The sequence below is a fragment of the Exiguobacterium sp. S3 genome, from assembly GCF_018617295.1.
Classification (GTDB): domain Bacteria; phylum Bacillota; class Bacilli; order Exiguobacteriales; family Exiguobacteriaceae; genus Exiguobacterium; species Exiguobacterium profundum.
In genome coordinates this window covers 639355-665045 of the sequence record NZ_JACSJW010000001.1, presented here as the reverse complement: position 1 = coordinate 665045, position 25691 = coordinate 639355, and the positions used below count along the sequence as shown (strand labels likewise).

Sequence of the window (25691 nt, the reverse complement as noted above, 5' to 3'; positions counted from 1 at the left end):
CCGTCCTTCCTCAACATTATATTATTTTGACGATAGGATACCTTGTCCGAAACGAGAGTACGTCCCAAGTCGCCATACCTTTTCCATCGGTCCGTATGTGAAACGGCGAAGCCATACCATACTGAATACGATCAATACGGCGTTGATGACGATTGCCCATAGTCCTGTTTTAATCGTTGTGAACATCTGTCCGAATGTAGCAACAGTCACCATAAGTGCAGTCTGAAGCAAGTAATTCGTCAACGCCATACGACCAAACGCTTGAAGTGGGGCGAACCAGGAACGTGTCGTCCGTAGTTGACTCATATTGACAAGGATGGTGATATAGAACGCCGCTAAAAAGGGAGCTGACCAATTCGAATAGTCGAGCATACGGATATATGCTTGAATTTCTTCATTAGTCGGGGTGTAGCCGACATTGAAATACGATAAGCTTGGTAAATTCGTATATTGTAGCCAGACAAATCCGGCGGATAAAATACCGGTAACGACCAGTCCGACCTGCCAACGTACCCGGTGCGTATGGACGTGACGAAACACTTCATACTGCCCCGCTGCAAGCCCGAGCAAGATGAGAGCAAGCGGCATTAACAGTTTCGTGCCGGTATAAGCGAGTACAGCTAGTCCGATCAGACCTAGAATCAAATTAACTGACCGAGGAAGACGGTATGCGAACAGGAGGAGCAGCCCGCTCACGGCATAAATCGTTAGCGCCTCCCCCGGCTGAAATTGCATATGAATCAAGCCCAAGCCGAGTAAGAGGAGCAATCGTTTCGTAAATAAAACGTATGCGCGATCTCCACGTTCTATTGCTCGGTGGATAAAGAGATAGAACCCGACGCCAAACAAAAATGAGAAGATCATAAAGAACTTCCCGTCGATGAAGATGTGAAGGGCGTATATATAGTAATGTTCCATGACGGTGTTTGGGTCGCTCGGACGTAATAAACTGAGAATGTTCATAAAAACAATCCCGAATAAGGCGAAGCCTCGTAGTGTATCGAGGACATTGATTCGTTCATGTGATGGTGTGGCTTTCATATAGATGTCTCCTTTCAATTTCCTCTTCCGAGTATGAAGGGAGCACCTTACATATAATCTGCGGCAACCTTACAAAATCCTGAACTTCACTAGAAACAGTGATTCCAAAAATTGTATGTTACACTAAGGGAAAACGATTAGGGGTAAACAGATGACCATTCATTTTGCCAGGATGACGGGACCAGAAATCGCGAATTATGTGACTTGGTTGATTGACGATTATGCAAAAGATGTCGCGCGCAACTATCAACTTCCGATGGTGTTGGCACAAGAGGAATCGACTCAATTGATTCGGGACCTCTTCCCAGACAATCAACCCGGGGAAGGGCAGACGATTGTTCATGTGATGAACGGAGATATTCGTGTCGGAATTTTGTGGTATGCGTTTCAAGCTGAATCGAAACGCATCTTCATTTATCACATTTTGATTGAAGAGACCTACCGTGGGCAAGGGTATGCGACAGCAGTGTTTGAGAAACTTGAAAGAGTTGCCTCAGAAGAACTTGGCGCAACATCCATTGGACTAAGTGTATTCGGTACGAATCCAGACGCACAGCGATTATATAAACGACTCGGATTCCAAGAAGCGTCCATCGCCATGAACAAACAGTTATGAGAGGAGTCGACATGAAACGTTACTTGAAGTGGCTTTTGGCCGGATTTGGTGTGATTGTGATTGGGGTGGCGGGGTTAGTATTTGCCTTTTATCGGTCGATGCAACCAGATCCCGATGAGGAAGCAAAAGTGATGAAGATGGCTGAATCATATGTACTCGAGCGATTCAAAGATGCTGAAGTGACAGAAGACGTATTATTCGACAACATGGGAAACTTTCCGTTTGAGTATGCGGCGATTGTGGTGGATTCGGTGACGGGAACGGAATTTTATGTTTACGAGAATGAATCGACCGGAGAAATCGTTGATACGTTTCTCTCATCCAAATGGGAAGATGCGGTCACAGAGGCGATTGAAGATTCGATTGATACGGCGTTTGGTGCAGACGTCACCTATGTCGTCCTATATGACGAAGAAAGTATCCGACAACTCGATGTCTCCTCGGCAAATCCAATCACCTATCAGACAGCCGACGTTTCGCCGACAATCATATTGACGCTTCATCGGGAGCCGGAAGCCGATGACGAAGAGCGCGTTCGGACGTGGATGTCTGCGTTACAAGAGAACGACATCCTGAAGCGAGCCGAGATTCGTGTTGACTATACCGCTAAAAACGGAGAACTTCTTGATGATGGTACTGGTTTAGATTTATCGTTTTAAAAAAGAATCCCACTCTCCAATCGGAAAGTGGGATTTGTTCAGTCAAACACTCGACTGATCCAGCGTTTGAAAAAGGGTTGGCCTGATTGTGTCACGCTATGATTGTCGAGCTCCACCTCTTCGATCGTCTCATTCGGAGACCTCAATTGAATCGTCATCTCGTCACCAAGCCCGGTCGTGACACCACTCTCAAATTGAAGATTTCTTGTCACATAAGCATTTGCGTATAGAAGTCCACCTTTTTCGTCCACTTGTACCTCCTGAATCGTATAGTGGAATTGCTCGACCCAATCCCGCTGACCGAGGAGGAGCCGGACGACGTCATCTTCGTGTGACAGTTTCGTTCGCTCGATATTCTCAAGAGGAGTATGCGCTTCAATCGCCTCTCGCTGCGCTTCTAAGATATCTTTGAAGTGATGTGTCGCAGCTTCTGTCGTCCATGCAGCGGAACCTGTCTTCGACTCGGTCGCATAATGGAAAAGAGCAAATCCAATCAAGGCGAATAACGCCACAACACCTACTCGTTTGAACTGTTTCATTGTCGAGCTCCTTCCATATAAAAGTCACATTGTAATGTAGTGTCATTTCAGACGATTCAACTTGAGATAATAGCCACATACTAAAGGGTATATTTGGTTAATCATTTTTATGTAATATATTCTTAACATTTAGTAAAAAATAGTTTACACTGAACTTGAATACAATGAGGAGGCGATGGTGACGTTAAAAAATCAAATATTCCTCAGTCGTGCAAAGAAAGGCTGGACCCAGCAGCAATTGGCTGATTCAGTCGGAGTAAGTCGTCAAACGATTATTGCACTTGAGAAAAACAAGTATAACCCGTCGCTCATCCTTGCGTTCAAAATTGCGGCGGTACTCGATGAAGAACTACCCGCATTATTTACATATGAGGAGGAGTGAAGATGGATCAAGTATTGTTGTATGGAATTCTTGTCTTGATTGTTGGTGTAATTGTCTCAGAACTTTATAAGGCGAACTTTGAACGAAAAATCGAATCACAAGACGAACGAGGGCGACAGCTCGCCTTAAAAGTCAAATCGATTTCTTATTCGATGTTGTCGATTGGTGTCTATGCCGGTGTCGCCCTCGTCGCAATTTTTCAAGTTTTCGATCAGTATTATTTCATCTACTTTGTCATGCTTGTCTTTTTCATACAAAGCATCGGATCGTCAATTTATCTTGCTGTGATCCGCAGGACATGACTTATCGACCGGTAATTTGATCCAACCAATTCGCGACCAAGTCCGCACTGCCATCTTGGAACATAAATATGGATACCCCGACCATCACAAGTCCGACTAAAATCAGTCCACCTTGTTTCGCGCTACTTGCAATCCCTCGCACGATGAGGATTACTCCCAATCCAAGCAAAAGAAAGTACCAAAATCCCATGAATATCCCTCCTTTTTCTAATTATTCTCATTTTAGTATGAATCGGTCGAGCAGGCTCTACATACTTAGACTGATTTATCTTTTAAAAAAGAAGGGTACATTACCTCTATGCGAATAATTAGGGGAGTGACCATTATGCGAAAAACGATTGTCATTGCGGGGGCGAGCGGCTATATCGGCTCGAACGTGATGGAGCAGCTGAAGGAAGAGTATGACATCATCGCGTTATCGCGATCGACGAAGAATAAAGAAGATGAGGCCCATATCACGTGGCGTGCCTGTGATTTGTTTTCATATGAGGCAACAAAAGAAGCATGTGAGGGCGCGGATTACGCGATGTTCCTCGTACACTCGATGATTCCGGATGGCGGCTTGACACAGGCGACGTTTGAGGACATGGACGCGCTCATTGCCGATAACTTTGCCCGGGCGACGAAGGCGAACGATATCGAGCAAATCGTCTATTTGAGTGGGATCATCCCGAAACAAGAGAAGACGTTGTCGCGTCATTTGAAGAGTCGACTCGAGGTCGAACGCATCCTCGGCGGACAAGGAGTACCGGTAACAACGATTCGAGCGGGACTGATCATCGGTCCGGAAGGTTCATCGTTCCCGATTTTAGCGAAGCTCGTCAAACGGTTGCCGACGATGATCTTGCCACGCTGGACGAAGACGGAGACACATCCAATCGACATCCGTGAAGCCGTTCAGGCGCTCATCTCGGTCGTCGGTGTCGAGTCGCTTTATGACCGTCATATCGACATCGGGGGTCCCGAGGTGATGACGTATCGGAAGATGATCGAACAGACGGCCGAAGTCATGGATAAGCGTCGCATCTTGATTGACTTCCCGTTCCCGACAATCAAACTGTCGCGCCTGTGGGTCATGGCGGTCACGGGTGAACCGAAGGCGACCGTCTATCCGCTCGTCGAGAGCATGGGGCACGCGATGGTGGCAGAAGATACGGTCGAAGGTATCGGTCAGGGAGAGATTCCGTTCAAACAGGCGGTCGAACATGCGCTTGAGGAAGAAGAGAAGCAGTCCTCGGGCGGTAAGAAGAAAAAGCAACCGAAATCGTATACGGTCCGTTCGATTCAGCGGTTCGGTCTGCCGGAAGAAAAGTCGGCGCTTTGGATGGCGGACACGTACTTCGAGTGGCTCGGTCGTTTTATGTATCCACTCATTCAGACGACGAAAGAAGACGATGATTGGGAGATCGCGCTGCTCGATCCGTCGTTCGTCGCGCTTCATCTATCGCTTGAACAGGAAGCGACGGACGATATGGCATCCTTTGCGATTGACGGGGGCAAGTTCGTCAAGTTAAGTGAAGAGGATAAGACAGGGCGTCTCGAGTTCCGGAGATTACCGGATTCGGATGAAGGACTCGTCGCCATCCATGAGTTCGTACCGGCCCTCCCGTGGTGGTTCTATACGAAGACGCAGGCGAAAGCCCATCTCGTCGTCATGTGGTTATTCGGTCGTCATGTGAAGTTGCTGGCGAAAGACGCGGAAGATGGCGATCAAGTCGTAGAGGCTCCGACGAATTGAAGGGAGACGCATCGAAAGGTGCGTCTTTTTCTTTTGTACATTCTGTTAACGTTTTTCTCAAACCGTTTACAAGCCCTCTTTCCAGGCGTACACTGAACTCGCTTTTGAACTGATTGGAAAGAAGGAATGTATGATGCAAGACTCACTCTCCACACGTGAGATGTGGCAAAAGGACATCTCGGCCGGAATTACAGTTGGCGTCGTCGCCATCCCGCTCGCCATGGCATTTGCCATAGCCTCGGGAGTCCCGCCGGTGTACGGGCTCTACACGTCCATTTTTGCCGGAATCCTCGTCAGCCTGTTCGGGGGTTCGACGTTCCAAATTGCCGGACCGACGGGAGCGTTCATCCCGATCGTCTCGGGTGTCGTCCTCGCATACGGATATGAGGGGTTACTCGTTACGACCGTCCTCGCCGGTGTGTTGCTGCTCCTCATGAGCGTGCTTCGGGTCGGACGGCTCATCCGTTTCATGCCTCGTGCTGTCACGATTGGCTTCACGGCTGGGATTGCCGTCGTCATCTTCGTCGACCAGCTCGATGAGTTGTTCGGGGTCACGTTTGAGAAGGCACCACATTTTCACGAGAACTTGCTTCGTCTCGGTCAGGCGTTGCCCGAAGCGAGCCCTTGGCCGATTGTCATTGCCGGAATCGGCTTTTTGACCCTTTGGCTCGTCCCGAAGCTGCCGTTCCGTTTACCCCTTTTACTCATGGCGATGCTCGTCCCGACGTTTGTCAGTGTCCTCATCCCGGATGAGGTCGCGACGATCGGAAGTGCCTATGGCGGTATCCCGAGTGGACTGCCAACATTTAGCTGGCTCACAATCGACCTAGACTTGATCACGACGCTCCTCCCGTCCGCGTTCGCCATCGCCTTCCTCGGTGCGCTCGAGTCACTTCTTTCGGGAACGGTCGCCGACGGGATGGCGGGGACGAAGATGAAGCCGGACAAGGAACTGTTCGGGCAAGGGCTTGCGAACGTGATTACACCGTTCTTTGGTGGGATTCCATCGACAGGTGCCATCGCCCGGACGGCGACAAACATTCAGGCGGGAGCGGTCAGCCGACGTGCCGGTGTCATCCACGGGATCACGGTCCTCGTTGCGGTGCTCATCCTCGCCCCGTTTGCGAGTTATGTGCCACTCGCCGCACTCGCTCCGATCTTGATGCGGGTCGCCTGGAACATGTCCGAACGTCATCATGTGATGGCGATGTTGCGTCATCGTTCATCCGAGTCGCTCGTCTTACTCGTCACGCTATTATTGACGGTATTCGTCGACTTGGTCGTCGCCGTCGAGGTCGGCGTCATCTGTGCGCTCGCACTCTTCGCGAAACGAATGGCCGATACGATCGATGTGCGTGAACGGACAGAACGGTACGTCACGCGAGACGGCCAAATCGTCTTCAGTGTCGAAGGTCCGCTCTTCTTCGGTGCGGTCGAGTTGTTCGAGCACGTCCTCCATCACATCCATCGGGAACCGAACGTGTTCATCTTCAACTTTCACCGCTGTCCGGTCATCGATGTGACCGCGGTCGAAGAGTTGCGTCGTGTCGTCACCGAGCTGAAAGCAGCCGACCGGCATGTCATCTTCGCGCATCTGTCGCCATCGGTCCGCGCGACGCTTGCTCACTATGGGCTACTCGACGGGATTGAAACGTTCGAGACGACCCAGGAAGCGATCGAGGCATCTTAACGAACGGACAAGATGTCGCCGAACGGGACACGGCGCACCTTGCCGTCGAACAGCTCGACCTCGCGCTCGGCGTAATAGATGGCATGGACGTAGCCGCGCATGCTTGTCGTCAAGCCGTCTACGAACAGGGTCACTTCGACTTGGTCGCCTTCACGGATGGCCCGTTCGAGTTCGGTCTGCCAGAGGTAGAGGAGTTGTTCGTCCAAGTCGGGCAGTTCAATCTTTTGGATTTGTGCATAATAACGTTTCAGTAGGGCGACGTGCTCGGGCATGAGAAATGGGATCCATTTTAACTCACCCCGGTCACGATAGCGGGTCTTGCTCATGAGGAATCGCCTCCTTGTTTATGTCCGCCGATTAGACGTTGGCGCGTCCGGAGCGGACTGTCTTTTAGTAGGCTCGACGCCGGTCGGATCGTGCCGCGACCGAACCGGACGTTCAGGCCGTCAATCAAATCGAGGAAGTCGAGCCGTTTCGCTTTCGCCCATTCGTCTTCGAAGAACGATAACTGGACGTGATCGCTCCGTGGCTCGAGCTTGCCGAGAGCGACCGAGACGTAACGGACGGCCTCCGTCTCTTCCCAGCCGTCTAAAAATAGCTGCAATAAGATCGGGAGAAACTCTTGCTCGTCCGCTGTGAAGCGGGGGAGCTTCTTTTGTTTACTGAAGCCAGCCCGGTCGCTCGTCCGCGTATAGCGCACCCCGAGATGGATCGTCCCTCCGACGAGTCCCGCTTGCCTGGTTCGCATGCCGACTTCGACCGCGATCGCTTGTAAGACGAGCCGGATTGCGGAATACGTCGTGTAGTCTTTCATGAGGGTGATGCCGTGTCCGATCGACTTCGGTCGCATCCGTTTCGCACCGAACAAGGAGCTCGCCGGCAGGATGGTCGGCGACTCGTCGATGCCCCAGGCGTGATGCCAAAGTTCTGCACCGATGACACCGAACTTTTCATGAAGGGATTCGAGTGGGTAGCGGGCCAAGTCCCCAATCGTCCAGATGCCGAGCCGCTGCAGGTGGATCGCCATCTTCGTGCCGACGTCCCACATCTTCTCAATCGGCGCCGGGTGGATAAGCCGTTCGACGTCATGGAGGAGACACGTGGCGACCCCCTTCTTTTTCGCATGCAAATCGAGGACGAGCTTGGCGAGGACGTTGTTCGGACCGATGCCGATGGTGACGGGAATGCCTGTATAGCGAAAGATCGTCGCACGCATGAGGTGGGCGACGTGCTCGTCATTTCCGAACAGCCGCTCTGTCCCGCTCATGTCGACGAGCGTCTCATCAATCGAATAGACGCGAATCGCCTCGGGTGGGGCGAACTGATGCAGGATGTGGATGATTTGAATGGAAACGTTCAAATAATGACTCATCCGCGCCTCGGCATACAAAACGTCCCGTCGTTCGTGCCACGGGAGGCGGTCGATGTGGAAGCGGCGTGACCCGGTCTTGATTCCGAGCTGCTTCATCTTCGGGGTCGCCGCGAGGACGAGTGCCCCGCTGTCCTGGAGGTTCGAGAGGACGACGAGCTTTGTCTTGTAAGGATTTTTGTTGCGCGCGGCACACTCGCAACTGGCATAGAACGAGACGCTGTCGATACAAAAGATTCGTCTGCGCATCGTCACCACTCCTTTTTACGAACAAATGTTCTGTTTTTTTTTCATCGTAACACGGTCTCACGTCATCTCAAATAGTGAATTGAAAATATTTTTACAAATACTTTTTGAAAATTAACCAAAATTTATAGGTTTTCACGTGTCAAAAAACCAACTTTTAGGAAGTTTTCGTAAAAAAGTCTCCGAATTGGTTCGATTTTCGTTATAATAGACAGGTATGTAAGTGATGAATTGATAGAAAGATGGAGGCTATTAGTGTGATCCAATTTGTAAAACAGTTAACGAATGATCAAAGCCGGCGTTTGAAAGCGTACGAACGACGGGTCGCGCGTATTAATGAATTAGAGACAACGATGAAAGCCCTCTCGGATGACGAGATGCGTACATATACGGAGACGCTCAAAGCACGTCTCTTGGATGGAAAGAAAGTGGACGACATCGCGGAAGAAGGGTTCGCTCTCGTCCGCGAAGCGTCAGTCCGTGTGCTCGGAATGCGTCACTATGACGTCCAGCTCATCGGTGGGTTCGCCCTCCTCGAAGGGAACATCTCGGAGATGCCGACGGGGGAAGGGAAGACGCTCGTCGCCGCTTTGCCGAGTTACGTCAAGGCGCTCGAAGGAAAAGGCGTCCACGTCATCACGGTCAACGATTATTTGGCGAGACGTGACGCGGAACAGATCGGGAAGATCCATGACTTCCTCGGGTTGACGGTCGGTTTGAACGTACCAGACATCGAAGCGGACGAGAAGCGTTCCGCATATCAGGCAGATATCACGTATGGGGTCGGGACAGAGTTCGGGTTTGACTACTTGCGTGACAACCTTGTCCATAAGCCGGAAGAACGGGTCCAACGTCCGTTCCATTTCGCCATCGTCGATGAAGTCGACAGCATCTTGATCGATGAGGCGAAGACGCCGCTCATCATCGCGCAGAAGGACCGGTCACATATCCGGTTGAAACAGTTGGCACAACAGATCATTTCTGAGTTCGAGGAGACCGACTACGAGGTCGACCTCGAGTCGAAATCTGCGACGTTCACGGAAGCAGGGATCGTCAAGATTGAAGAACTGTTCGCCATCGATAACCTGTTCAGCGCCTCACACCAGGTGCTCTATCACTATCTCGTCCAGGCGCTCCGTGCGAACGTCTTGTTTGAGCTTGACGTCGACTATATCGTCCGAGAAGACAAGATTGAACTCATCGACTTGTTCACAGGACGCATCATGGAAGGACGAAGCCTGTCGGAAGGGTTGCATCAGGCGCTCGAGGCGAAAGAAGGCGTCACCATCACCGAAGAGAACAAGACGACGGCGGAGATTACGATTCAGCACTATTTCCGCATGTATCCGCTCGTTGGGGGGATGACGGGGACGGCCCAGACGTCGCGCCAAGAGTTCTTGAAGACGTACAACATGGACGTCGTCCAAGTGCCTACGAACCGCGAACGTCAACGTGTCGACCATCCGGACCGCATCTTCATGACGACCGAGCAAAAGTATGCGGCGGTCACTGAGAAAGTAGCGGAACTGCATACGACGGGACGACCGATCTTGATCGGGACGACCTCGATCGCACAATCGGAAGCCATCAGCAAGCATTTGAAGAAGAAGCGAATCGAGCATGACGTGTTGAACGCGAAGACGGTCGCTCAGGAAGCGGATATCATCGCGGACGCCGGTCAATTCGGCAAAGTGACGATTGCAACGAACATGGCCGGACGTGGAACGGACATCACGCTCGACGCAAAAGCGAAGGAAGCGGGCGGTCTCTTCGTCCTCGGAACGGAGCGGCATGAGTCAAAACGTGTCGACAACCAGCTCCGCGGTCGTTCGGGACGTCAAGGCGACCCGGGTGCGACCGAGTTCTTCGTCTCGCTCGAAGATGAGATCGTGAAACGTTATGCGGCGCAGAAACTAGAACGCGTGGAGAAAAAGTTGAAGCCGAGTGCGACAGGTGAGGTCTCAACGAAAGATGCGATCGAAATCATCGAATATGCGCAGACGACGATCGAAGGACTCGGCGTCTCGATTCGGGACTACTTGTTCAAACTCGATGACGTGTTGAACGAACAACGGAATATCATCTATACGATTCGTAACCAGGCCGTCAACGCCGATGCGGATGCCATCACGAAAAACGTCCTCGGCATGATGCGTCTCGCCCTCGAGAATAGCATCGACATGCATGTATCGGATGAACTCGTACCTGAGGAATGGCCAATCGATGAGTTGAAAGAAGACTTGCGCTACTTGACGATGCAGGAGCCGACATGGGCGAATGACATCGCCGATACACGTGAACTGAAGGATGCTTTAAACGACTGGATGGAGACGATCATCGCTACGACGGCGTCACGCCTCGAACAGGATGACATCGTCCTCTTCGCGAAAGAATCGCTTCTCCGTGCCGTCGACATGAAGTGGACGGACCATTTGACGACGATGAGCGGATTGAAAGAAGGAATCGGTCTTCGTAGCTACGGTCAGGAAGACCCGAGCCGTCAGTTCGGAAAAGAAGGACTCGAAATCTTCGAACAGACATATATCAATATCGCACGGGATGTCACGACGGAACTATGCCAACTCGACCGTTACTTCGCCGAGATGGCAGAGGAGGAAGTATAATGCTAGGATTTCGTAAACGTAAACAGATTGAGACAGGAAATAAAGAGGAAGGGCGCCAATTGACGCTCGTGATCGACGATGCGATGGGGATCCCGAAAGAGGACGAGTACGTCTTCCGTTATCATGCGAAACGACTTCCAAGTCTAATGGGAAATCAAGTGTCAATCGAACTTTTGCACGCTGAACGTATTGATGAAGGGATGTCTACCGTTGCTTTATTCCGAAATACGCTGCCGAGCTCTTTTGAAATCGATGAACTTCCAGTTTTATTACTTGATGAACATCATCTTCCACTTGGTCGAAAAGTTTTAAGCCGTATTGATTTACCAAAGTTTGAACCATGGACGAGTAAACCGGTATATCTTCATTTCTTTCCTAATGAACTTTTTAGTGAGGTCGAATTAAGTGATACACTGCGGCTCGTCTTCCAAATGAATCCGATTGATCCGTTGCAAGTGATTTCAGAAGAAATGAGAGCACAGTTTTCATTATCAGAATGGAGACAGCTCATGCGGACGAACATTTCGACGCCACCGGTCGGAGAGAATGAATTCAACTTGATGCTTGTGTCTGTGGAGAAAGAAGAGACGGACGTTAAGGCGACGATTCTCCTCCGCAACGGGTATGACCGTCACTTGAACGTCGAGAAGCTCCCGCTTGAACTCGTGAGTGGGGAGGACGTGGTCGGCTTCACGATGATTCGTCTCGAAGAGCCGGTTCACGGGAAACATGCGTACCCGGTATCGGTCACATTTGAAGAAATTGAAGGCGATGGACCGTTTACTGTTCGTATCAAACAATAATAGGAGGATAGACCTAATTTTTGTAAAGGAAATTAGGTCTATTTTTATACGAAATTTTAATAGGAGGGCAAGACGGCTGGTGTTATATTGAGTATGGTTAGACAATTATCAACCAGAAAAAGGGGACAATCACATGAAAACCGCATTGAAATGGTCGATCGCGACCGCGCTCGTGTTACCAACCGTTTTGCCGCTACAGGCACCGAACGTCTTGGCAGAAGTGGACGAGGATATCGTCAAGCTCCGTTTCTTAGAGACGACAGACTTACATACGAACATCACGAACTACGACTACTTCCAAGACAAGGTCGACAACACGATCGGGTTGACGAAAGTCGCGACACTCATCAATGAACATCGTGCAGCCGCTGGGGAAACGAACACATTCTTGTTCGATAACGGGGACACGATTCAAGGGACACCGTTTGGCGATTACGTCCGTGAGAGCCAAGTCGATAAAAATGAAGCATTCGAACATCCGATGTACAAGGCGATGGCAGCACTCAACTACGATGCCGTCACACTCGGGAACCATGAATTCAACTTCGGTCTCGCATTCTTATACAACGCGATGGAAGGGTCGAAAGGGAAACTTCGTTTCGTCAACTCGAACGTCAAAGATTTAGAAGGCAACCCGATCGTCTCGAAGTTCAACGTGGATGGACAAGAGGTTCAAATCATCGAACGAACGGTCACAGACATGGATGGGGAAACACATACAATCAAGGTCGGTGTGTTCGGAGTCGTCCCTCCGAAAATCATGTCATGGGATTCGGGGAACCTTCAAGGCCGTGTGACGGCAGAGGATATCATCCCGTCCGCACGTGAAGCGGTTCAGAAATTGAAAGACCGGGGAGCGGACGTCGTCGTCGCCCTCGCGCACTCAGGCATCGGTGAGAGTGCGGCGCTCGCGGACGAACAACTCAACAGCGAAGAGAACGTCGGATACGCGCTCACGAAGATTGACGGACTCGACATGGTCATGACGGGGCACCAACACGGTCGCTTCCCGGATGCGAAAGGCATGTTCGCTTCATTCCCGAATGTCGACATGACAAAAGGGACAATCAATGGCAAACCGGTCGTCATGGCGAACAACCAAGGGAAGGACCTCGGCGTCATCGACTTCGAACTTGAACTCGTAGAAGGGAAATGGCAAATCGTCGATGCGTCAGCGGCACTCGATACGGTGAAGGCAGATACAGCGGTCGACCCGACGATTCAAGCGTTGATCGAAGACGACCATTTGGCGACGATCGACTACATCAACCAACCGGTCGGTGAGATTCAAGATGACATTCAGAGCTACTTCGCACTCGTCCGTGACGACGCATCGGTTCAGTTCGTGACGAACGCACAGAAGTGGTATGTCGAGAAAGAACTCGAAACGAACCCAGAACTTTCTGCATATAAAGAGTTGCCGCTCTTGTCAGCGGGTGCACCGTTCAAAGCAGGTGGACGTGAATTGACGGATGCAAGCTACTATACGAATATCCCGAAAGGGCAAATCGCTTTGAAAAACGTTGCGGACCTTTACGTGTATCCGAACACGCTCGAAGTCGTCAAAGTGACAGGGAAAGATGTCATGGACTGGCTCGAGATGTCAGCGGGTGCGTTTGACCAAATCGAAGAAGACGGCGAAAACTTACTCAACCTTCAATTCCGTAGCTACAACTTCGACATTCTCGACGGTTTGACGTATGAGATTGATGTCACGGGTCCTGCGAAGTTCGATGTCGGCGGAAAGCTCGTCAACGAGAATGCGAACCGCGTGAAGAACGTCGAGTACAATGGACAACCAATCAAGATGGACCAAGAGTTCTTGGTCGCAACGAACAACTATCGCGCAGGTTCTTCAACATTCCCAGGTCTTGGTGGCGGGAAGAATATTGTCTATCGCTCAGCGTATGAGACACGTAACGTCATCTCGGACTACATTGTCGAGAGTAAAGACAAGTTGGACTACAAAGCCGACAACAACTGGAAGATTGTCGCGGATGCGAAGCGTTCGGTAACATTTGATACAGCGGACGCAGGGAAGCAGTACTTGAACCTTTACGAAGGGATCGAAGCGACGGACGCGACACGTGAAGATGCAGCAGGTCGTCTCTTCCGCACTTATACGACGGAGCTCGAAGCAGCACCGGTTGATTTGACGCTTTCGGTCGATGTCATCAAACCGGGTGCGAAAGTCGTGACCGGTAAGACAGCGCCAAATGCGAACGTGACATTGAAAGATGGCCAAACGGTTCTCGCCACGACGACAGCCGATGCAGAAGGGATGTACCGTTTGACGGTCAAGCCACTCAAACTCCGTCAGTCATTGACGATTGAAAGCGAATTGAATGGGAAGACGATGACGGAAACGAAAGTCGTCGGAGACGGATTTGTCGGAACGCCAGCTATCTCGAAACGTTTGACGTATGCCAATACGACAGTTCTGACGGGGACGTCTTCGCCAGGTGCGACGGTCGTCTTGAAAGACGCGAAAGGCAAGCAAGTCGCCAAAGTACAGGCGAGCTGGACAGGAACGTACACGTTCACGTTCAAAAAAGGCCTTACGAAAGGGACTTACAAAGTCATCGCAAGCGGATCGAACGGTTCTGGTGCAAAACAATCGACTCTCAACTTGAAATAAGTACGGAACGGCGTCCAATTCGGGCGTCGTTTTTTGTCGAATAAAAGTGTCTAAAATGTGAATGAAAGCCCTTACATTACCATTAACTCTTATGTATAATCAAACATGTAATCGGTTACATGACACGTGTAAACCGAAGAGCTGATGGGGTTTCGGCTACATATGTACGGAAAAGGGGACTGACAGATGATTACATTCTTCGTCGCACTCGCACTACTTTTGGTCGGGTATTTGGTATACGGTCGTTACGTTGAGAAGACGTTCGGCATCAAGGAAGAGCGGACGACGCCCGCCTATGCGTCTCAGGACGGCATCGACTACGTGCCGATGGGCAAAAAACGGAACTCGATGATTCAATTGCTCAACATCGCCGGTGTCGGACCAATCTTTGGACCGATTATGGGGGCGCTCTATGGACCGGTCGCCTTCCTTTGGATCGTGTTCGGATCGATCTTTGCCGGTGCGGTTCATGACTATTTGACAGGAATGATTTCCCTTCGAAATAACGGGGCACACTTGCCACAACTAGCGGAGAAGTTTCTCGGACGTTCACTTCGCCATATCGTCAATGGATTTGCACTTTTACTTTTACTTCTTGTCGGGACGGTGTTCGTCACGTCTCCGAGTAACATGATCAACAACTTGTTCGATGGGAATGCAACGACGCTCACCATCGTCATCTTCGCTGTGTTCGCTTACTACATCTTGGCGACGCTTCTCCCGGTCGATAAGATCATCGGACGCATCTACCCGTTCTTCGGGGCACTACTCGTCATCAGTGCCATCGGGATCGCGGTCAGTTTGTTCGCTCAAGGATACAAGATTCCAGAGATGACATTGACGAACATGCATCCGGACGGCTTGCCGATCTGGCCGCTCCTCTTCTTTACCATCTCATGTGGGGCGCTCTCTGGTTTCCATGCGACACAGTCGCCGATCATCTCGCGGACGACGATGAAAGAAAGCAACGGCCGTGAAATCTTCTACGGCATGATGATCGCCGAAGCGGTCATCGCGATGATTTGGGCTGGAGCGGCGATGGCCATCTTTGAGCCGGGTGAATTGCTTGGACTCATCAGTGCGGGCACTCCGGCACTCGTCGTGCAAGAAGTGGCGACACTCATGCTCGGCAGCATCGGCGGGACACTCGCGATTCTCGGAGTCATCGTCTTACCGATCACGTCAGGCGACACGGCATTCCGTAGCGCACGGATGATTATCGCAGACTACATGTCAATCGCACAGAAAAAGTTCTCGTCACGTCTTTGGATCGCGCTTCCACTCTTCGCGATCTCATACGTGCTCACGAACATGGACTTCCAAATGCTTTGGCAATACTTCAACTGGGCGAACCAGACGACGGCGGTCATCGCACTGTTCGTCGGGGCGATGTACCTTTACATTAAAGGGAAAAACCACTACATCGCGCTCCTTCCGGGGACGTTCATGTTATATGCAGTCTGGTTCTACATTTTGACGGCGCCGATCGGCTTCAAGCTGGACGGAGTTCTTCCGTACGTCATCTCGACACTCGGAACGTTAACGCTTCTCGTCTTGTTCCACAAACGGGCACGCGCGATGCGGGCAGCACAAATGGAATGTGACGTTCCGGTGAAAGAAGTCGCATAATCTCGACACGGGCTAATCGGTAGCCCGTGTTTTTGATTGCGTTAAAATCGGGAAATGTCCATACTAGAAGGAACAGTTACGGAAGGTGGGAGCACATGAAACAAGAACAACTCAAAGAGATGCTCCATGCCGACACGCTCGGGGAAGAAATTGCGAGCGCGATCACGCACGGCTTAGGAGTCATCTTCAGCATCGTCGCCCTCGTCTTGCTCGTCATGAGCGCCACAGAGAGTGGGAGCACGTGGAACGTCACCGCGGTCAGTGTGTTCGGGGCATCGATGATTTTACTCTATCTTTTCTCGACACTCATGCACGCCATTCCGCATCCACGGGCGAAGCGGGTGCTGCAAGTGTTCGACCATGCGGGGATTTACTTACTCATCGCCGGAAGTTATACGCCGTTTGCACTCGTGACCCTTCACGGGACGCTCGGCTGGACGTTGTTCGGGATCGTGTGGGGTGTCGCGATTCTCGGGATCGTGTGGAAACTGTTTTCGACCGGAAAGTACATGTGGGTGTCCAATGTGACATACCTCGCACTTGGCTGGATCTGCATCATCGCCATCCGTCCGTTGTATGAATCACTCGGTCATCAAGGGTTCATGCTTCTCCTCGCAGGGGGGATCGCCTATTCGGTCGGCATCGTGTTTTATGTATGGCAAAAACTGCCGTTCAACCATGCCATTTGGCACTTGTTCGTCCTAGCGGGAAGCGTGTTCATCTTCCTCAGTATTTTACTCTATGTCGCACCTTCGACAAGCCTATAAGACAGCCGTCCTACGGGGCGCCTGTCTTTTTTGAAAAGTTGGGAAGAAAGTGCTGCAAACGGTTACAAAAATACAGACGAAATGACGTTTGTGTGTCATAATAATTGCAGACATCATCATAGAGATAGATGGGTGTAAAAGTAAGGGGGAAAATCAGATGGAAAAAGTGTTGCGCGATGGATTTATCTACATGTCACAAAACAAAACACTCAACAGTTTGGCAAAGAAATATGGCCTACGATTTGGTGCATCACGCTTTGTAGCAGGGGAAGACTTTAAGGCTTCTGTCCCGACGATTCGCGAATTGAACGCGAAAGGGTTGTCGGTCACGGTCGATCATCTCGGGGAATTTATTAAGACAGTCGAAGAGGCGAATACGAATCGCGACGAGATCATGCGTGCGATTGAAATTATGGCAGAAGAGCAATTAGACGCCTATATGTCACTCAAGCTGACGTCACTCGGATTCGATATCTCGGACGAGTTGATTGAAGACAACATGCGTCAAATTTTGACGGTCGCACAACGAGTCGGGGTCTTTGTGGCCATCGATATGGAAGATGAGCAGCGCTGTGAGAAGACGCTCGAATTGTTCAAAAAGCTGAAGTCTGAATTTGACGGTCTTGGAACGGTCATCCAGTCGTACTTGTACCGCTCGGAAGATGACATCAATCATCTTGCGCCGCTCAAGCCGAACCTCCGCATCGTCAAAGGGGCATATAAAGAGCCGGCGACGGTCGCGTTCCCTGAAAAAGAGGACGTGGACTATAACTACGTGAAGCTCGTCAAACTCCATCTTGCGAACGGGAACTACGCATCCATCGCGACACACGATGACCATATGATTGACGCCATTATCGAGCACGTCAAAGAGAACAACATTCCACTCGACCAGTTCGAGTTCCAGATGTTATACGGGATCCGTGTCGAGCGTCAACTCGAGCTCGTGCGCCAAGGATACAAAGTCCGTGTCTACGTGCCATACGGTCGTGACTGGTACGGTTACTTCATGCGCCGTCTCGCAGAGCGCCCGGCAAACGTGGCGTTCGTGTTAAAGGGAATGGTGAAGAAATAAAATGAGCACGAACATCCGTCGAGGATGTTCGTGCTTTTTGATGTATGGATCACGTCGATGCGTTCGGTCTTCTATGTAGCGGAGGTGTTACGATTTCTTGTTCTCGTCCTCACTTACCCAAAACTTCGGACCGATTTGATCGGACAGCCAAAAGAAAAGTTCTTGATGTTCTTCTGGATGCACTGCACAAAAAGAAGACTCAGCTACGAACTGAATCTTCGATCCATTATCCATTAATCACGGTTCCACCATTTACGTGGATGACTTGACCACTGACGTATGTCGAATCATCGCTTGCGAGATAGACATACGCCGGTGCGAGTTCGGCCGGTTGCCCCGGTCGTTTCATCTCTGCTGAATCGCCGAACGATTTCACCTTCTCCGCGTCAAACGTTGAAGGGATGAGCGGTGTCCAAATCGGTCCCGGGGCGACCCCGTTGACGCGAATCTTCTTGCCCGCCAAGTTTTTGGCGAGCGAGCGGGTGAATGCCGTGATGGCACCTTTCGTTGACGCATAGTCAATCAATTGGTCGTTTCCTTCATAGGCTGTGATCGAGGTCGTATTGATGATGCTCGCTCCTTCTTTTAAGTAGGGGAGCGCTGCTTTCGTTAAGTAGAACATGCTGAAGATATTCGTGCGGAACGTCTTCTCGAGTTGATCGTCCGAGATGTCGAGAAGCGATTCCTGCGGATGTTGTTCGGCAGCGTTATTGACGAGGATGTCAATTCGACCGAACGTCTCGAGCGTCTCTTCAACGACTCGTTGACAGAAAGAAGATTCGCCGAGGTCGCCTTGAAGCAAGAGACAGGCTTGACCTAAGTCCTCAATCCGTTCTTTCGTCGCTTCCGCGTCCTCGAGTTCGTTTTGGTCTTTATAGACGATGACGGAGTTCGCACCTTCATGGGCGAAGAAGATGGCGACCGACTTTCCGATCCCGGAATCCCCACCGGTGATGATCGCGACCTTGTCTTTTAACTTGTCACTTCCTTTATAGTCTTCCCGTTCATAGATCGGGAAAGGTTCCATCTTCGAATCGATTCCCGGTTGGTGCGACTGTTCTTGGGCTTTCTTCTTAAACGACTCAAAGTCCTTTCGGCTACCGACAGTGTTTAAACGATTATCATGCATGTATACATTCCCCTTTCTAAATTTGACTCTTGTTGTCTATACCACACACATTAAAAACTAATCGTTCATTCAAAAAATGGAATGAAATTGAAAAATGAACGCTTGCGAATGAATGTTCATTCATTTATGATGGAAGAGTAAACACGATGGTGATTGCGATTTTTTTTACGCGTGAAATGAATCACTATTCATTCTCATTTTAGGGGGGAACACTATGACGAGTCACATCGAACAATCAACCGACCTCCGTTTGACGAACTCAATTCGTTTTGCGGTCGTCATCGGTTCAGGAGTAATGGGGGCGGGGATTGCGGCTCACTTGGCGAACGCGGGGATTCGTTCGCTCATGCTCGACATCGTACCACGTGAATTGACAGCCAAAGAGGAAGCGAAAGGGTTGACGCTCGAGTCGCCCGAAGTACGCAATCGCATCGCCTCAGAAAACCGTCAAAAGCTATTGAAACAAAATCCAGCACCACTCGCGACAGCCGAACATCTCAACTTCATCGAAGTCGGGAACTTAGAAGATGACTTAGAGCGTTTGAAAGAAGCGGATTGGGTCATCGAAGTCGTCGTCGAACGTCTCGACGTGAAGCAACAACTCTTCGAGAAGATTGCACCTTACATCCGTGAAGACGCGATTCTCAGCTCGAACACGTCAGGGATCTCAATCGAAGCGATGGCAAGTGCCCTTCCGGAAGGATTGAAATCACGCTTCCTCGGCACGCACTTCTTCAACCCACCGCGTTACTTGAAGTTGCTCGAACTCATTCCGACGGAGAAGACAGCCCGTCCGGTCATCGACTTCATGTCACGTTTCGCTGAAGATCGTCTCGGCAAAGGTGTCGTCGAAGCAAAAGACACACCGAACTTCATCGGGAACCGGATTGGGACGTATGGTCTTCTCGTCACGTTTGAAGAGATGCTCAAGCAAAACGCTTCAATCGGAGAGATGGACTCGATCACAGGTCCACTCATCGGTCGTCCAAAATCAGCGACCTTCCGCACACTCGACGTCGTCGGAATCGACACATTCGTCCACGTGGCGGGGAACGTCTACGAGACACTCGAATCAGGGGAAGAGAAGGACACGTTCGACGTTCCGACAGAAATGAAGCAACTCGTTGAAAAAGGTTGGATCGGACAAAAGGCTGGTCAAGGCTTCTATAAGAAAGAAGGCAAGGTCATCCAGGAGTTGAATCTTCAGACGTTCGAATACGAACAATTGAAAGCGATTACAGGTCCTGAGCTCGATCAAATCAAGTCACTTCCTGGCTCGAAAGCAAAATTGAAAGGTGCCATCTTGAACAAAAGTCGCGTCGGCCAATTGCTCTGGCCAATCACGGCGAAGACGCTCGCTTACTCGGCACGTCTCACTGGTGAAATCGCCGATACGATCGTTGCGATTGACGATGCGATGAAGTGGGGCTTCGGTTGGAAGTTTGGACCGTTCGAGATGTGGGATGCCCTCGGTGTTGAGAAATCAGTCGAGCGTATGAAAGCGGAAGGCTATGACGTCCCGGCATGGATCGATGAGATGCTTGCTGCAGGCAATACGTCATTCTACAAGGGAGACCAGTATTACGATAAAGCGTCGAAGACGTATGTCGAGAAGACCGTCAATCCGAAAGAATTGAAACTTAAGCCGCTCGCAAAATCAAACGGCATCATTTTAGAAAATGGTGGCGCACGCCTCGTCGATATCGGTGATGACGTGGTCGCACTCGAATTCACATCACCAAACAACGCGATTGGTGTCGACATCATGCAGATGATCGAACAGTCGATCGATCGTGTCGAGCAAGACTTCAAAGGAATGGTCCTTGCCAACGACGGCAAGAACTTCTGTGTCGGTGCGAACCTTGCGATGATGCTCATGGAAGCCGAAGACGAGAACTGGTTCGAACTCGATTGGATCATCAACAAGTTCCAACAAGTCGTTCAAAAGATTCGTTATTCAAGTCGTCCGGTCGTTGCTGCACCGTACGGTATGACGCTCGGTGGTGGAACGGAAATCAGCTTACCGGCAGCCCGTATGCAAGCCGCACTTGAGACATACATGGGTCTTGTCGAAGTCGGTGTCGGCCTCATCCCTGGTGGGGGCGGAAACGTCAACACGTACCGTCGACTCCTTGAGCAGACACCAAAATCGATGCAAAACATCGAGAAGGCTGCGCAACAGACGTTCGAGAACATCGCGATGGCGAAAGTATCGAAGTCGGCATTTGATGCGAAAGCACTCGGTTACCATCGTGCGGTCGACGGCATCTCGATGAACCGCGACCACTTGACGTTCGATGCGAAACAAACGGTCCTTGAACTGGCTGACGGGTACACGGCACCGGTTCGTGAGAAGTTACCGGTCGTCGGTCAAACAGGTAAAGCGACGCTCGAACTCGCGGCGTACGAAATGTTCTACGGTGGTTATATTTCAGAGCACGATTTGAAGATTGCGAAGAAACTCGCACACGTCATCAGTGGTGGCGACTTGGCATACGGTACGCTCGTCGATGAGCAGTACTTCCTTGACATCGAGCGCGAAGCTTTCTTAAGCCTCATCGGGGAGCCGAAGTCACAACAACGGATGCAACACATGCTCGTGAAAGGCAAACCACTACGGAACTGATAAAGGGGGACAATACAGATGAGGGAAGCAGTCATCGTAGCCGGCGCACGGACGCCGGTCGGAAAAGCAAAACGCGGATCGTTCCGTAACGTTCGTTCGGACGAGCTCGCGGGATATGCCATCAAGGCAACGCTTGAGCGTTCAGGATATAAAGGCCCGATTGATGACGTCATCATGGGTTGTGCGATGCCAGAAGCGGAGCAAGGGATGAACATCGCTCGCTATGCGGCGGTCCGGGGGGGACTGTCACACGAAGTTCCAGCGATCACCATCAACCGCTACTGCTCGTCAGGCCTTCAAGCCATCGCGGACGCGGCGGCCAAAATCATGATCGGTCAAGCGACGGCAATCATCGCCGGCGGTATGGAATCGATGAGCCAAGTGCCGATGGGTGGTCACGTCATCCGTCCAAACCCACACATCATGGAGACGGCACCAGAGTACTACATGAGTATGGGGCATACGGCAGAACGTGTTGCAGCCGAATATAACATCTCGCGCGAAGACCAAGATGCGTTCGCCATCAACAGTCACCAAAAGGCGGCAGCGGCTATCGCAGGTGGCAAGTTCCAAGAAGAAATCGTTCCTGTGACGGTCATCGAGCACGTACTCGGTGAAGACGGTAAAGTCGCGGAAGTGGAGAAAGTCGTGAAGCATGACGAAGGTGTCCGTGCCGATTCGACGATCGAAGCACTCGGAAAACTCCGCCCGGCCTTCAAAATCAAAGGGTCAGTCACAGCAGGTAACGCTTCACAAGTATCAGACGGAGCAGCAGCTGTCCTCGTCATGGACCGTGAAGAAGCAGAACGTCAAGGATTGCAACCGATGGCCAAGTTCCTCTCGTTCGCCGTCGGCGGTGTCCGTCCAGAAGTGATGGGAATCGGTCCAGTCGTCGCCATTCCGAAAGCACTCGAGATGGCTGGCGTGAAATTAGAAGAAGTCGGATTGTTCGAGTTGAACGAAGCGTTCGCGAGCCAGTCACTCGGTGTCATCCGTGAACTCGGAATCGATCCATCGAAAGTGAACGTGAACGGCGGCGCTATCGCCCTCGGTCACCCACTTGGATGTACGGGAGCAAAACTTTCAGTCTCGATCTTGCATGAGATGAAACGACGCAATGAGAAGTATGGGGTTGTCACGATGTGTATCGGCGGCGGAATGGGCGCGGCTGGTGTCTTCGAATTACTTTAAGGGGGAATCGGATATGGAACGTACAGAACATGAATTGATTAAAGGCGGTAGCTTTGTCATTGACGCACTCGACGCGGAGCGTCTCTTCACACCAGAGGATTTCTCAGATGAGCATAAGATGATTGGTGACACGACGGCTGGATTTGTCGATGACCGCGTCATGCCAGTCCTCGAGCGCATCGAGAAACACGAGTTCGACCTCTCTGTCGAATTGTTGAAAGAAGCGGGCGAGCTCGGTCTTCTCGGAGCAGACGTTCCTGAAGAGTACGGCGGTTACCAACTCGATAAAATCTCATCTTCAATCATCACGGAGCGCTTCGCGAAAGCACGTTCGTTCGCACTCAGCTACGGCGCACACGTGGGGATCGGGACGCTCCCGATCGTCTTCTTCGGATCAGAAGAGCAAAAGCACAAGTACTTGCCAAAACTCGCGACAGGCGAATGGATCGCGGCTTACGCGCTCACTGAGCCAGGCTCAGGGTCTGACGCCCTCGGTGCGAAAACGACAGCTGTCTTGAATGAGGCGGGCACGCACTACGTCTTGAACGGTGAGAAACAATGGATCACAAACGCCGGCTTCGCGAACGTGTTCGTCGTCTATGCGAAAATCGATGGCGACAAGTTCAGTGCCTTCATCGTCGAGCGTGACTTCAAAGGAGTCTCAACGGGCGCAGAAGAGCAGAAGATGGGGATCAAGGGATCGTCGACACGTACGCTCATCCTTGAAGATGTCGAAGTACCAGTCGACAACCTTCTCGGTGAAGTTGGAAAAGGTCACGTCATCGCCTTCAACATCTTGAACGTCGGTCGTTACAAACTCGCAGTCGGAGCAGTCGGTTCTTCAAAACGTGCATTCGACCTCTCGGTTCAATATGCGAACGAGCGTAAACAGTTCAAGACACCGATCAGCCAATTCCCACTCATCCAAGAGAAATTGGCGACGATGGCAGCGAACATCTATGCGATGGAAAGTTCAGTCTATCGTACAGGTGGTTTGTTCCAGGATAGCTTGGACGCACTCGGTGATGAGAACATGCGCGACGGATCGAAAGTCGCACAAGCGATCGCAGAATATGCGATCGAATGCTCACTCAACAAAGTCTTCGCTTCTGAGACGTTCGACTATGTCGTCGATGAAGCCGTTCAAATTCACGGTGGATACGGATTCATGGCAGAGTATGAAGTCGAGAACCTCTACCGTGACTCACGGATCAACCGTATCTTCGAAGGAACGAACGAGATCAACCGTTTGATCGTCCCAGGTACGCTCCTCAAGAAAGCGATGAAAGGTGAATTGCCGCTCCTCGCAGAAGCGCAAAAACTTCAAAAAGAGCTGATGAGCTACATGCCACAAGAATTGGATGGCTCACCACTCGCTCGCGAGAAGATGCTCCTTTCGAACATGAAGAAAATCAACTTGATGGTCGCGGGTACAGCTGTACAGAAGTATCAACAAGACCTTCAAAACGAACAAGAAATCTTGGCGAAGATTGCAGACATGATCAGTGCCATCTATGCGCTTGAAGCAGCCATCGCTCGTACGGACAAAGCGATTGCCCGTTCAGGCGAAGAGAAGAACACGCTCAAAGTCCGCTACACTGAAATCTTTGCGGAGCAAGTGTTCAAGCAAGTCGAACTCATGGCGAAAGAAGTGTTGTACGCAGCGGCGTCTGGCGACGAGCAACGTATGCTTCTCTCGGCAATGAAGAAATTCAGCCGCTACCAGCCAATCAACGTGATCGGCACGAAGCGCGAAGTCGCAGCGAGCCTCATCAAAGCGAACAAGTTTATCGTCTAATCAAATTGACAGAAAGGGTGGACTGGACGCGGTCGATCCTTTCTTTTTTTGAGCTCTGCCACGTACAATAGAGACGAGGGGGAGAGATGATGACAAAACGAGATGTATTACTCGACCGGATGGAACGCATTGGACGGTCCGTAGCCGAACGGGACGGGACGCTCATGCTGCTCGCATTGGGGTCGATTGGACAAGAGACGGAGCGGTTGGATGAGTATTCGGACCTCGATTTCTTTTTGATTGTCGAGGATGGGCAGAAGGCGCGCTTTATCGATCGACTTGACTGGCTCGAGATCGAACCGCTTCATTATCAGTTCCAAAACACGAAGGACGGGCATAAGATCATGTACCATGATGGCATTTATGGTGAGTTCGCCGTCTTTGAACTGCATGAAATGGCGACCATCGCCTATACGCCAGGACGTGTCGTCTGGCGACGGGACGAGGCGCTCGAGGTATTTGCGACACCACGCCTCGAAATCACCCGTGAAACAGCGGCTTATTATTATGAAGAGGCGTTGACGAACCTATACGTCGGCTTGCTACGTGAACGTCGTGGCGAAACGCTCGCGGGATTCGAGCTCGTCCAAGTCGCAGCTGTTCAGAACGTCTTGAAGGCAATCGGTGAACAAGGGGACCCGTTCAATCCGACACGCCGGGTCGAGTCGAGACAGCCCAAGATGATTTCTTTCCTGTTGGGCGGGGTATTAGGATATGGCAAGTCAGGCGTCGCAGCCTCGACTATCTTACGTTTTATCGAAGAACGCTATGTGGTCAACCCAACGATGAAGCGAGAGATTGAACGGTTGCTTGAGACGTGATTTAAATT

At 51.0% G+C, this 25691-nt stretch carries 23 protein-coding genes; 17 read left to right on the top strand and 6 right to left on the bottom strand.

Annotation, left to right across the window (positions count from 1 at the left end; all coding sequences use genetic code 11):
- Positions 1–21 precede the first annotated feature (21 nt).
- Positions 22–1041 (bottom strand): DUF418 domain-containing protein, encoded by a 1020-nt coding sequence (locus tag KNO65_RS03460; RefSeq protein WP_214781666.1) that lies wholly within the window; start codon positions 1039–1041, stop codon positions 22–24.
- 151 nt (positions 1042–1192) lie between these two features.
- On the opposite strand from KNO65_RS03460, the gene KNO65_RS03455 reads away from it, so the two are divergent.
- On the top strand, positions 1193–1657 hold the full coding sequence (locus KNO65_RS03455) for a GNAT family N-acetyltransferase (protein ID WP_159562617.1): 465 nt from the start codon (positions 1193–1195) through the stop codon (positions 1655–1657).
- 11 nt (positions 1658–1668) lie between these two features.
- Positions 1669–2316, top strand: coding sequence for a hypothetical protein (locus KNO65_RS03450; RefSeq protein WP_214781664.1), 648 nt, complete (start codon positions 1669–1671; stop codon positions 2314–2316).
- Between the two features lie 38 nt (positions 2317–2354).
- Here the strand turns inward: KNO65_RS03450 and KNO65_RS03445 are convergent, their stop codons facing one another.
- Positions 2355–2855 (bottom strand): hypothetical protein, encoded by a 501-nt coding sequence (locus KNO65_RS03445; protein ID WP_159562616.1) that lies wholly within the window; start codon positions 2853–2855, stop codon positions 2355–2357.
- Between the two features lie 175 nt (positions 2856–3030).
- On the opposite strand from KNO65_RS03445, the gene KNO65_RS03440 reads away from it, so the two are divergent.
- Together KNO65_RS03440 and KNO65_RS03435 are read left to right on the top strand one after the other, a co-directional pair.
- A complete protein-coding gene (locus tag KNO65_RS03440; protein WP_012726890.1) occupies positions 3031–3237 on the top strand; it encodes a helix-turn-helix transcriptional regulator in 207 nt (68 codons plus the stop codon).
- A 2-nt stretch (positions 3238–3239) separates the two neighbouring features.
- Positions 3240–3539 (top strand): hypothetical protein, encoded by a 300-nt coding sequence (locus tag KNO65_RS03435; protein WP_031422897.1) that lies wholly within the window; start codon positions 3240–3242, stop codon positions 3537–3539.
- A 1-nt stretch (position 3540) separates the two neighbouring features.
- Here the strand turns inward: KNO65_RS03435 and KNO65_RS03430 are convergent, their stop codons facing one another.
- Complete coding sequence (locus KNO65_RS03430; protein ID WP_047795099.1) at positions 3541–3729, bottom strand: hypothetical protein; 189 nt, start codon at positions 3727–3729, stop codon at positions 3541–3543.
- Between the two features lie 135 nt (positions 3730–3864).
- Here KNO65_RS03430 and KNO65_RS03425 point away from each other — a divergent pair, with 135 nt between their 5' ends.
- Together KNO65_RS03425 and KNO65_RS03420 are read left to right on the top strand one after the other, a co-directional pair.
- The gene (locus KNO65_RS03425; RefSeq protein ID WP_214781662.1) at positions 3865–5277 is read left to right on the top strand and encodes an NAD-dependent epimerase/dehydratase family protein; all 1413 of its coding nucleotides are present in this window, start codon (positions 3865–3867) and stop codon (positions 5275–5277) included.
- A 133-nt stretch (positions 5278–5410) separates the two neighbouring features.
- The gene (locus KNO65_RS03420; RefSeq protein ID WP_251131635.1) at positions 5411–6967 is read left to right on the top strand and encodes a SulP family inorganic anion transporter; all 1557 of its coding nucleotides are present in this window, start codon (positions 5411–5413) and stop codon (positions 6965–6967) included.
- On the opposite strand, the gene KNO65_RS03415 is transcribed toward KNO65_RS03420, so the two are convergent.
- Positions 6964–7293, bottom strand: coding sequence for a YolD-like family protein (locus KNO65_RS03415; protein WP_012726878.1), 330 nt, complete (start codon positions 7291–7293; stop codon positions 6964–6966). The two genes, KNO65_RS03420 and KNO65_RS03415, sit on opposite strands and share 4 nt — an antisense overlap.
- Positions 7290–8585: a Y-family DNA polymerase gene (locus KNO65_RS03410; RefSeq protein WP_214781658.1), complete on the bottom strand. Its 1296-nt coding sequence runs from the start codon at positions 8583–8585 to the stop codon at positions 7290–7292. Before KNO65_RS03410 ends, KNO65_RS03415 begins: the two co-directional genes overlap by 4 nt.
- Before the next feature lie 254 nt (positions 8586–8839).
- Here KNO65_RS03410 and secA2 point away from each other — a divergent pair, with 254 nt between their 5' ends.
- The 7 genes from secA2 to KNO65_RS03375 all read left to right on the top strand — a co-directional run bounded on the left by secA2 (position 8840) and on the right by KNO65_RS03375 (position 18355).
- Positions 8840–11206: an accessory Sec system translocase SecA2 gene (secA2, locus tag KNO65_RS03405; RefSeq protein ID WP_214781656.1), complete on the top strand. Its 2367-nt coding sequence runs from the start codon at positions 8840–8842 to the stop codon at positions 11204–11206.
- Positions 11206–12009 (top strand): SLAP domain-containing protein, encoded by an 804-nt coding sequence (locus KNO65_RS03400; RefSeq protein ID WP_214781654.1) that lies wholly within the window; start codon positions 11206–11208, stop codon positions 12007–12009. The genes secA2 and KNO65_RS03400 overlap by 1 nt, the downstream gene beginning before the upstream one ends.
- A 133-nt stretch (positions 12010–12142) precedes the next feature.
- Positions 12143–14647 carry a bifunctional 2',3'-cyclic-nucleotide 2'-phosphodiesterase/3'-nucleotidase gene (locus tag KNO65_RS03395; protein ID WP_214781652.1) on the top strand — a complete coding sequence of 835 codons (2505 nt, stop codon included), beginning with the start codon at positions 12143–12145 and terminating at the stop codon, positions 14645–14647.
- A 186-nt stretch (positions 14648–14833) separates the two neighbouring features.
- Complete coding sequence (locus tag KNO65_RS03390) at positions 14834–16276, top strand: carbon starvation CstA family protein (protein WP_196430970.1); 1443 nt, start codon at positions 14834–14836, stop codon at positions 16274–16276.
- A gap of 95 nt (positions 16277–16371) precedes the next feature.
- Positions 16372–17043, top strand: a complete 672-nt coding sequence (gene trhA, locus KNO65_RS03385) for a PAQR family membrane homeostasis protein TrhA (RefSeq protein ID WP_051829405.1) — start codon at positions 16372–16374, stop codon at positions 17041–17043.
- Between the two features lie 157 nt (positions 17044–17200).
- Positions 17201–18118, top strand: a complete 918-nt coding sequence (locus KNO65_RS03380) for a proline dehydrogenase family protein (protein WP_214781650.1) — start codon at positions 17201–17203, stop codon at positions 18116–18118.
- Between the two features lie 30 nt (positions 18119–18148).
- On the top strand, positions 18149–18355 hold the full coding sequence (locus KNO65_RS03375; protein WP_214781648.1) for a hypothetical protein: 207 nt from the start codon (positions 18149–18151) through the stop codon (positions 18353–18355).
- Here the strand turns inward: KNO65_RS03375 and KNO65_RS03370 are convergent.
- Positions 18345–19247 carry an SDR family oxidoreductase gene (locus KNO65_RS03370; RefSeq protein ID WP_214781645.1) on the bottom strand — a complete coding sequence of 301 codons (903 nt, stop codon included), beginning with the start codon at positions 19245–19247 and terminating at the stop codon, positions 18345–18347. The genes KNO65_RS03375 and KNO65_RS03370 overlap by 11 nt on opposite strands.
- Before the next feature lie 214 nt (positions 19248–19461).
- Here KNO65_RS03370 and KNO65_RS03365 point away from each other — a divergent pair, with 214 nt between their 5' ends.
- The 4 genes from KNO65_RS03365 to KNO65_RS03350 all read left to right on the top strand — a co-directional run bounded on the left by KNO65_RS03365 (position 19462) and on the right by KNO65_RS03350 (position 25683).
- Complete coding sequence (locus KNO65_RS03365; RefSeq protein ID WP_214781643.1) at positions 19462–21873, top strand: 3-hydroxyacyl-CoA dehydrogenase/enoyl-CoA hydratase family protein; 2412 nt, start codon at positions 19462–19464, stop codon at positions 21871–21873.
- An 18-nt stretch (positions 21874–21891) separates the two neighbouring features.
- Positions 21892–23064 carry an acetyl-CoA C-acetyltransferase gene (locus KNO65_RS03360; RefSeq protein WP_012726865.1) on the top strand — a complete coding sequence of 391 codons (1173 nt, stop codon included), beginning with the start codon at positions 21892–21894 and terminating at the stop codon, positions 23062–23064.
- 13 nt (positions 23065–23077) lie between these two features.
- Positions 23078–24862 (top strand): acyl-CoA dehydrogenase family protein, encoded by a 1785-nt coding sequence (locus KNO65_RS03355; protein WP_159562606.1) that lies wholly within the window; start codon positions 23078–23080, stop codon positions 24860–24862.
- An 89-nt stretch (positions 24863–24951) separates the two neighbouring features.
- Positions 24952–25683, top strand: coding sequence for a hypothetical protein (locus KNO65_RS03350; RefSeq protein ID WP_196430967.1), 732 nt, complete (start codon positions 24952–24954; stop codon positions 25681–25683).
- Positions 25684–25691 lie beyond the last annotated feature (8 nt).

Bases quoted from the DNA above. Each gene is read 5' to 3' on its own strand.
- KNO65_RS03460 (WP_214781666.1), bottom strand. From the start codon at position 1,041: ATGAAAGCCACACCATCACATGAACGAATCAATGTCCTCGATACACTA.
- KNO65_RS03455 (WP_159562617.1), top strand. From the start codon at position 1,193: ATGACCATTCATTTTGCCAGGATGACGGGACCAGAAATCGCGAATTAT.
- KNO65_RS03450 (WP_214781664.1), top strand. From the start codon at position 1,669: ATGAAACGTTACTTGAAGTGGCTTTTGGCCGGATTTGGTGTGATTGTG.
- KNO65_RS03445 (WP_159562616.1), bottom strand. From the start codon at position 2,855: ATGAAACAGTTCAAACGAGTAGGTGTTGTGGCGTTATTCGCCTTGATT.
- KNO65_RS03440 (WP_012726890.1), top strand. From the start codon at position 3,031: ATGGTGACGTTAAAAAATCAAATATTCCTCAGTCGTGCAAAGAAAGGC.
- KNO65_RS03435 (WP_031422897.1), top strand. From the start codon at position 3,240: ATGGATCAAGTATTGTTGTATGGAATTCTTGTCTTGATTGTTGGTGTA.
- KNO65_RS03430 (WP_047795099.1), bottom strand. From the start codon at position 3,729: ATGGGATTTTGGTACTTTCTTTTGCTTGGATTGGGAGTAATCCTCATC.
- KNO65_RS03425 (WP_214781662.1), top strand. From the start codon at position 3,865: ATGCGAAAAACGATTGTCATTGCGGGGGCGAGCGGCTATATCGGCTCG.
- KNO65_RS03420 (WP_251131635.1), top strand. From the start codon at position 5,411: ATGCAAGACTCACTCTCCACACGTGAGATGTGGCAAAAGGACATCTCG.
- KNO65_RS03415 (WP_012726878.1), bottom strand. From the start codon at position 7,293: ATGAGCAAGACCCGCTATCGTGACCGGGGTGAGTTAAAATGGATCCCA.
- KNO65_RS03410 (WP_214781658.1), bottom strand. From the start codon at position 8,585: ATGCGCAGACGAATCTTTTGTATCGACAGCGTCTCGTTCTATGCCAGT.
- KNO65_RS03400 (WP_214781654.1), top strand. From the start codon at position 11,206: ATGCTAGGATTTCGTAAACGTAAACAGATTGAGACAGGAAATAAAGAG.
- KNO65_RS03395 (WP_214781652.1), top strand. From the start codon at position 12,143: ATGAAAACCGCATTGAAATGGTCGATCGCGACCGCGCTCGTGTTACCA.
- KNO65_RS03390 (WP_196430970.1), top strand. From the start codon at position 14,834: ATGATTACATTCTTCGTCGCACTCGCACTACTTTTGGTCGGGTATTTG.
- trhA (WP_051829405.1), top strand. From the start codon at position 16,372: ATGAAACAAGAACAACTCAAAGAGATGCTCCATGCCGACACGCTCGGG.
- KNO65_RS03380 (WP_214781650.1), top strand. From the start codon at position 17,201: ATGGAAAAAGTGTTGCGCGATGGATTTATCTACATGTCACAAAACAAA.
- KNO65_RS03370 (WP_214781645.1), bottom strand. From the start codon at position 19,247: ATGCATGATAATCGTTTAAACACTGTCGGTAGCCGAAAGGACTTTGAG.
- KNO65_RS03365 (WP_214781643.1), top strand. From the start codon at position 19,462: ATGACGAGTCACATCGAACAATCAACCGACCTCCGTTTGACGAACTCA.
- KNO65_RS03360 (WP_012726865.1), top strand. From the start codon at position 21,892: ATGAGGGAAGCAGTCATCGTAGCCGGCGCACGGACGCCGGTCGGAAAA.
- KNO65_RS03355 (WP_159562606.1), top strand. From the start codon at position 23,078: ATGGAACGTACAGAACATGAATTGATTAAAGGCGGTAGCTTTGTCATT.
- KNO65_RS03350 (WP_196430967.1), top strand. From the start codon at position 24,952: ATGACAAAACGAGATGTATTACTCGACCGGATGGAACGCATTGGACGG.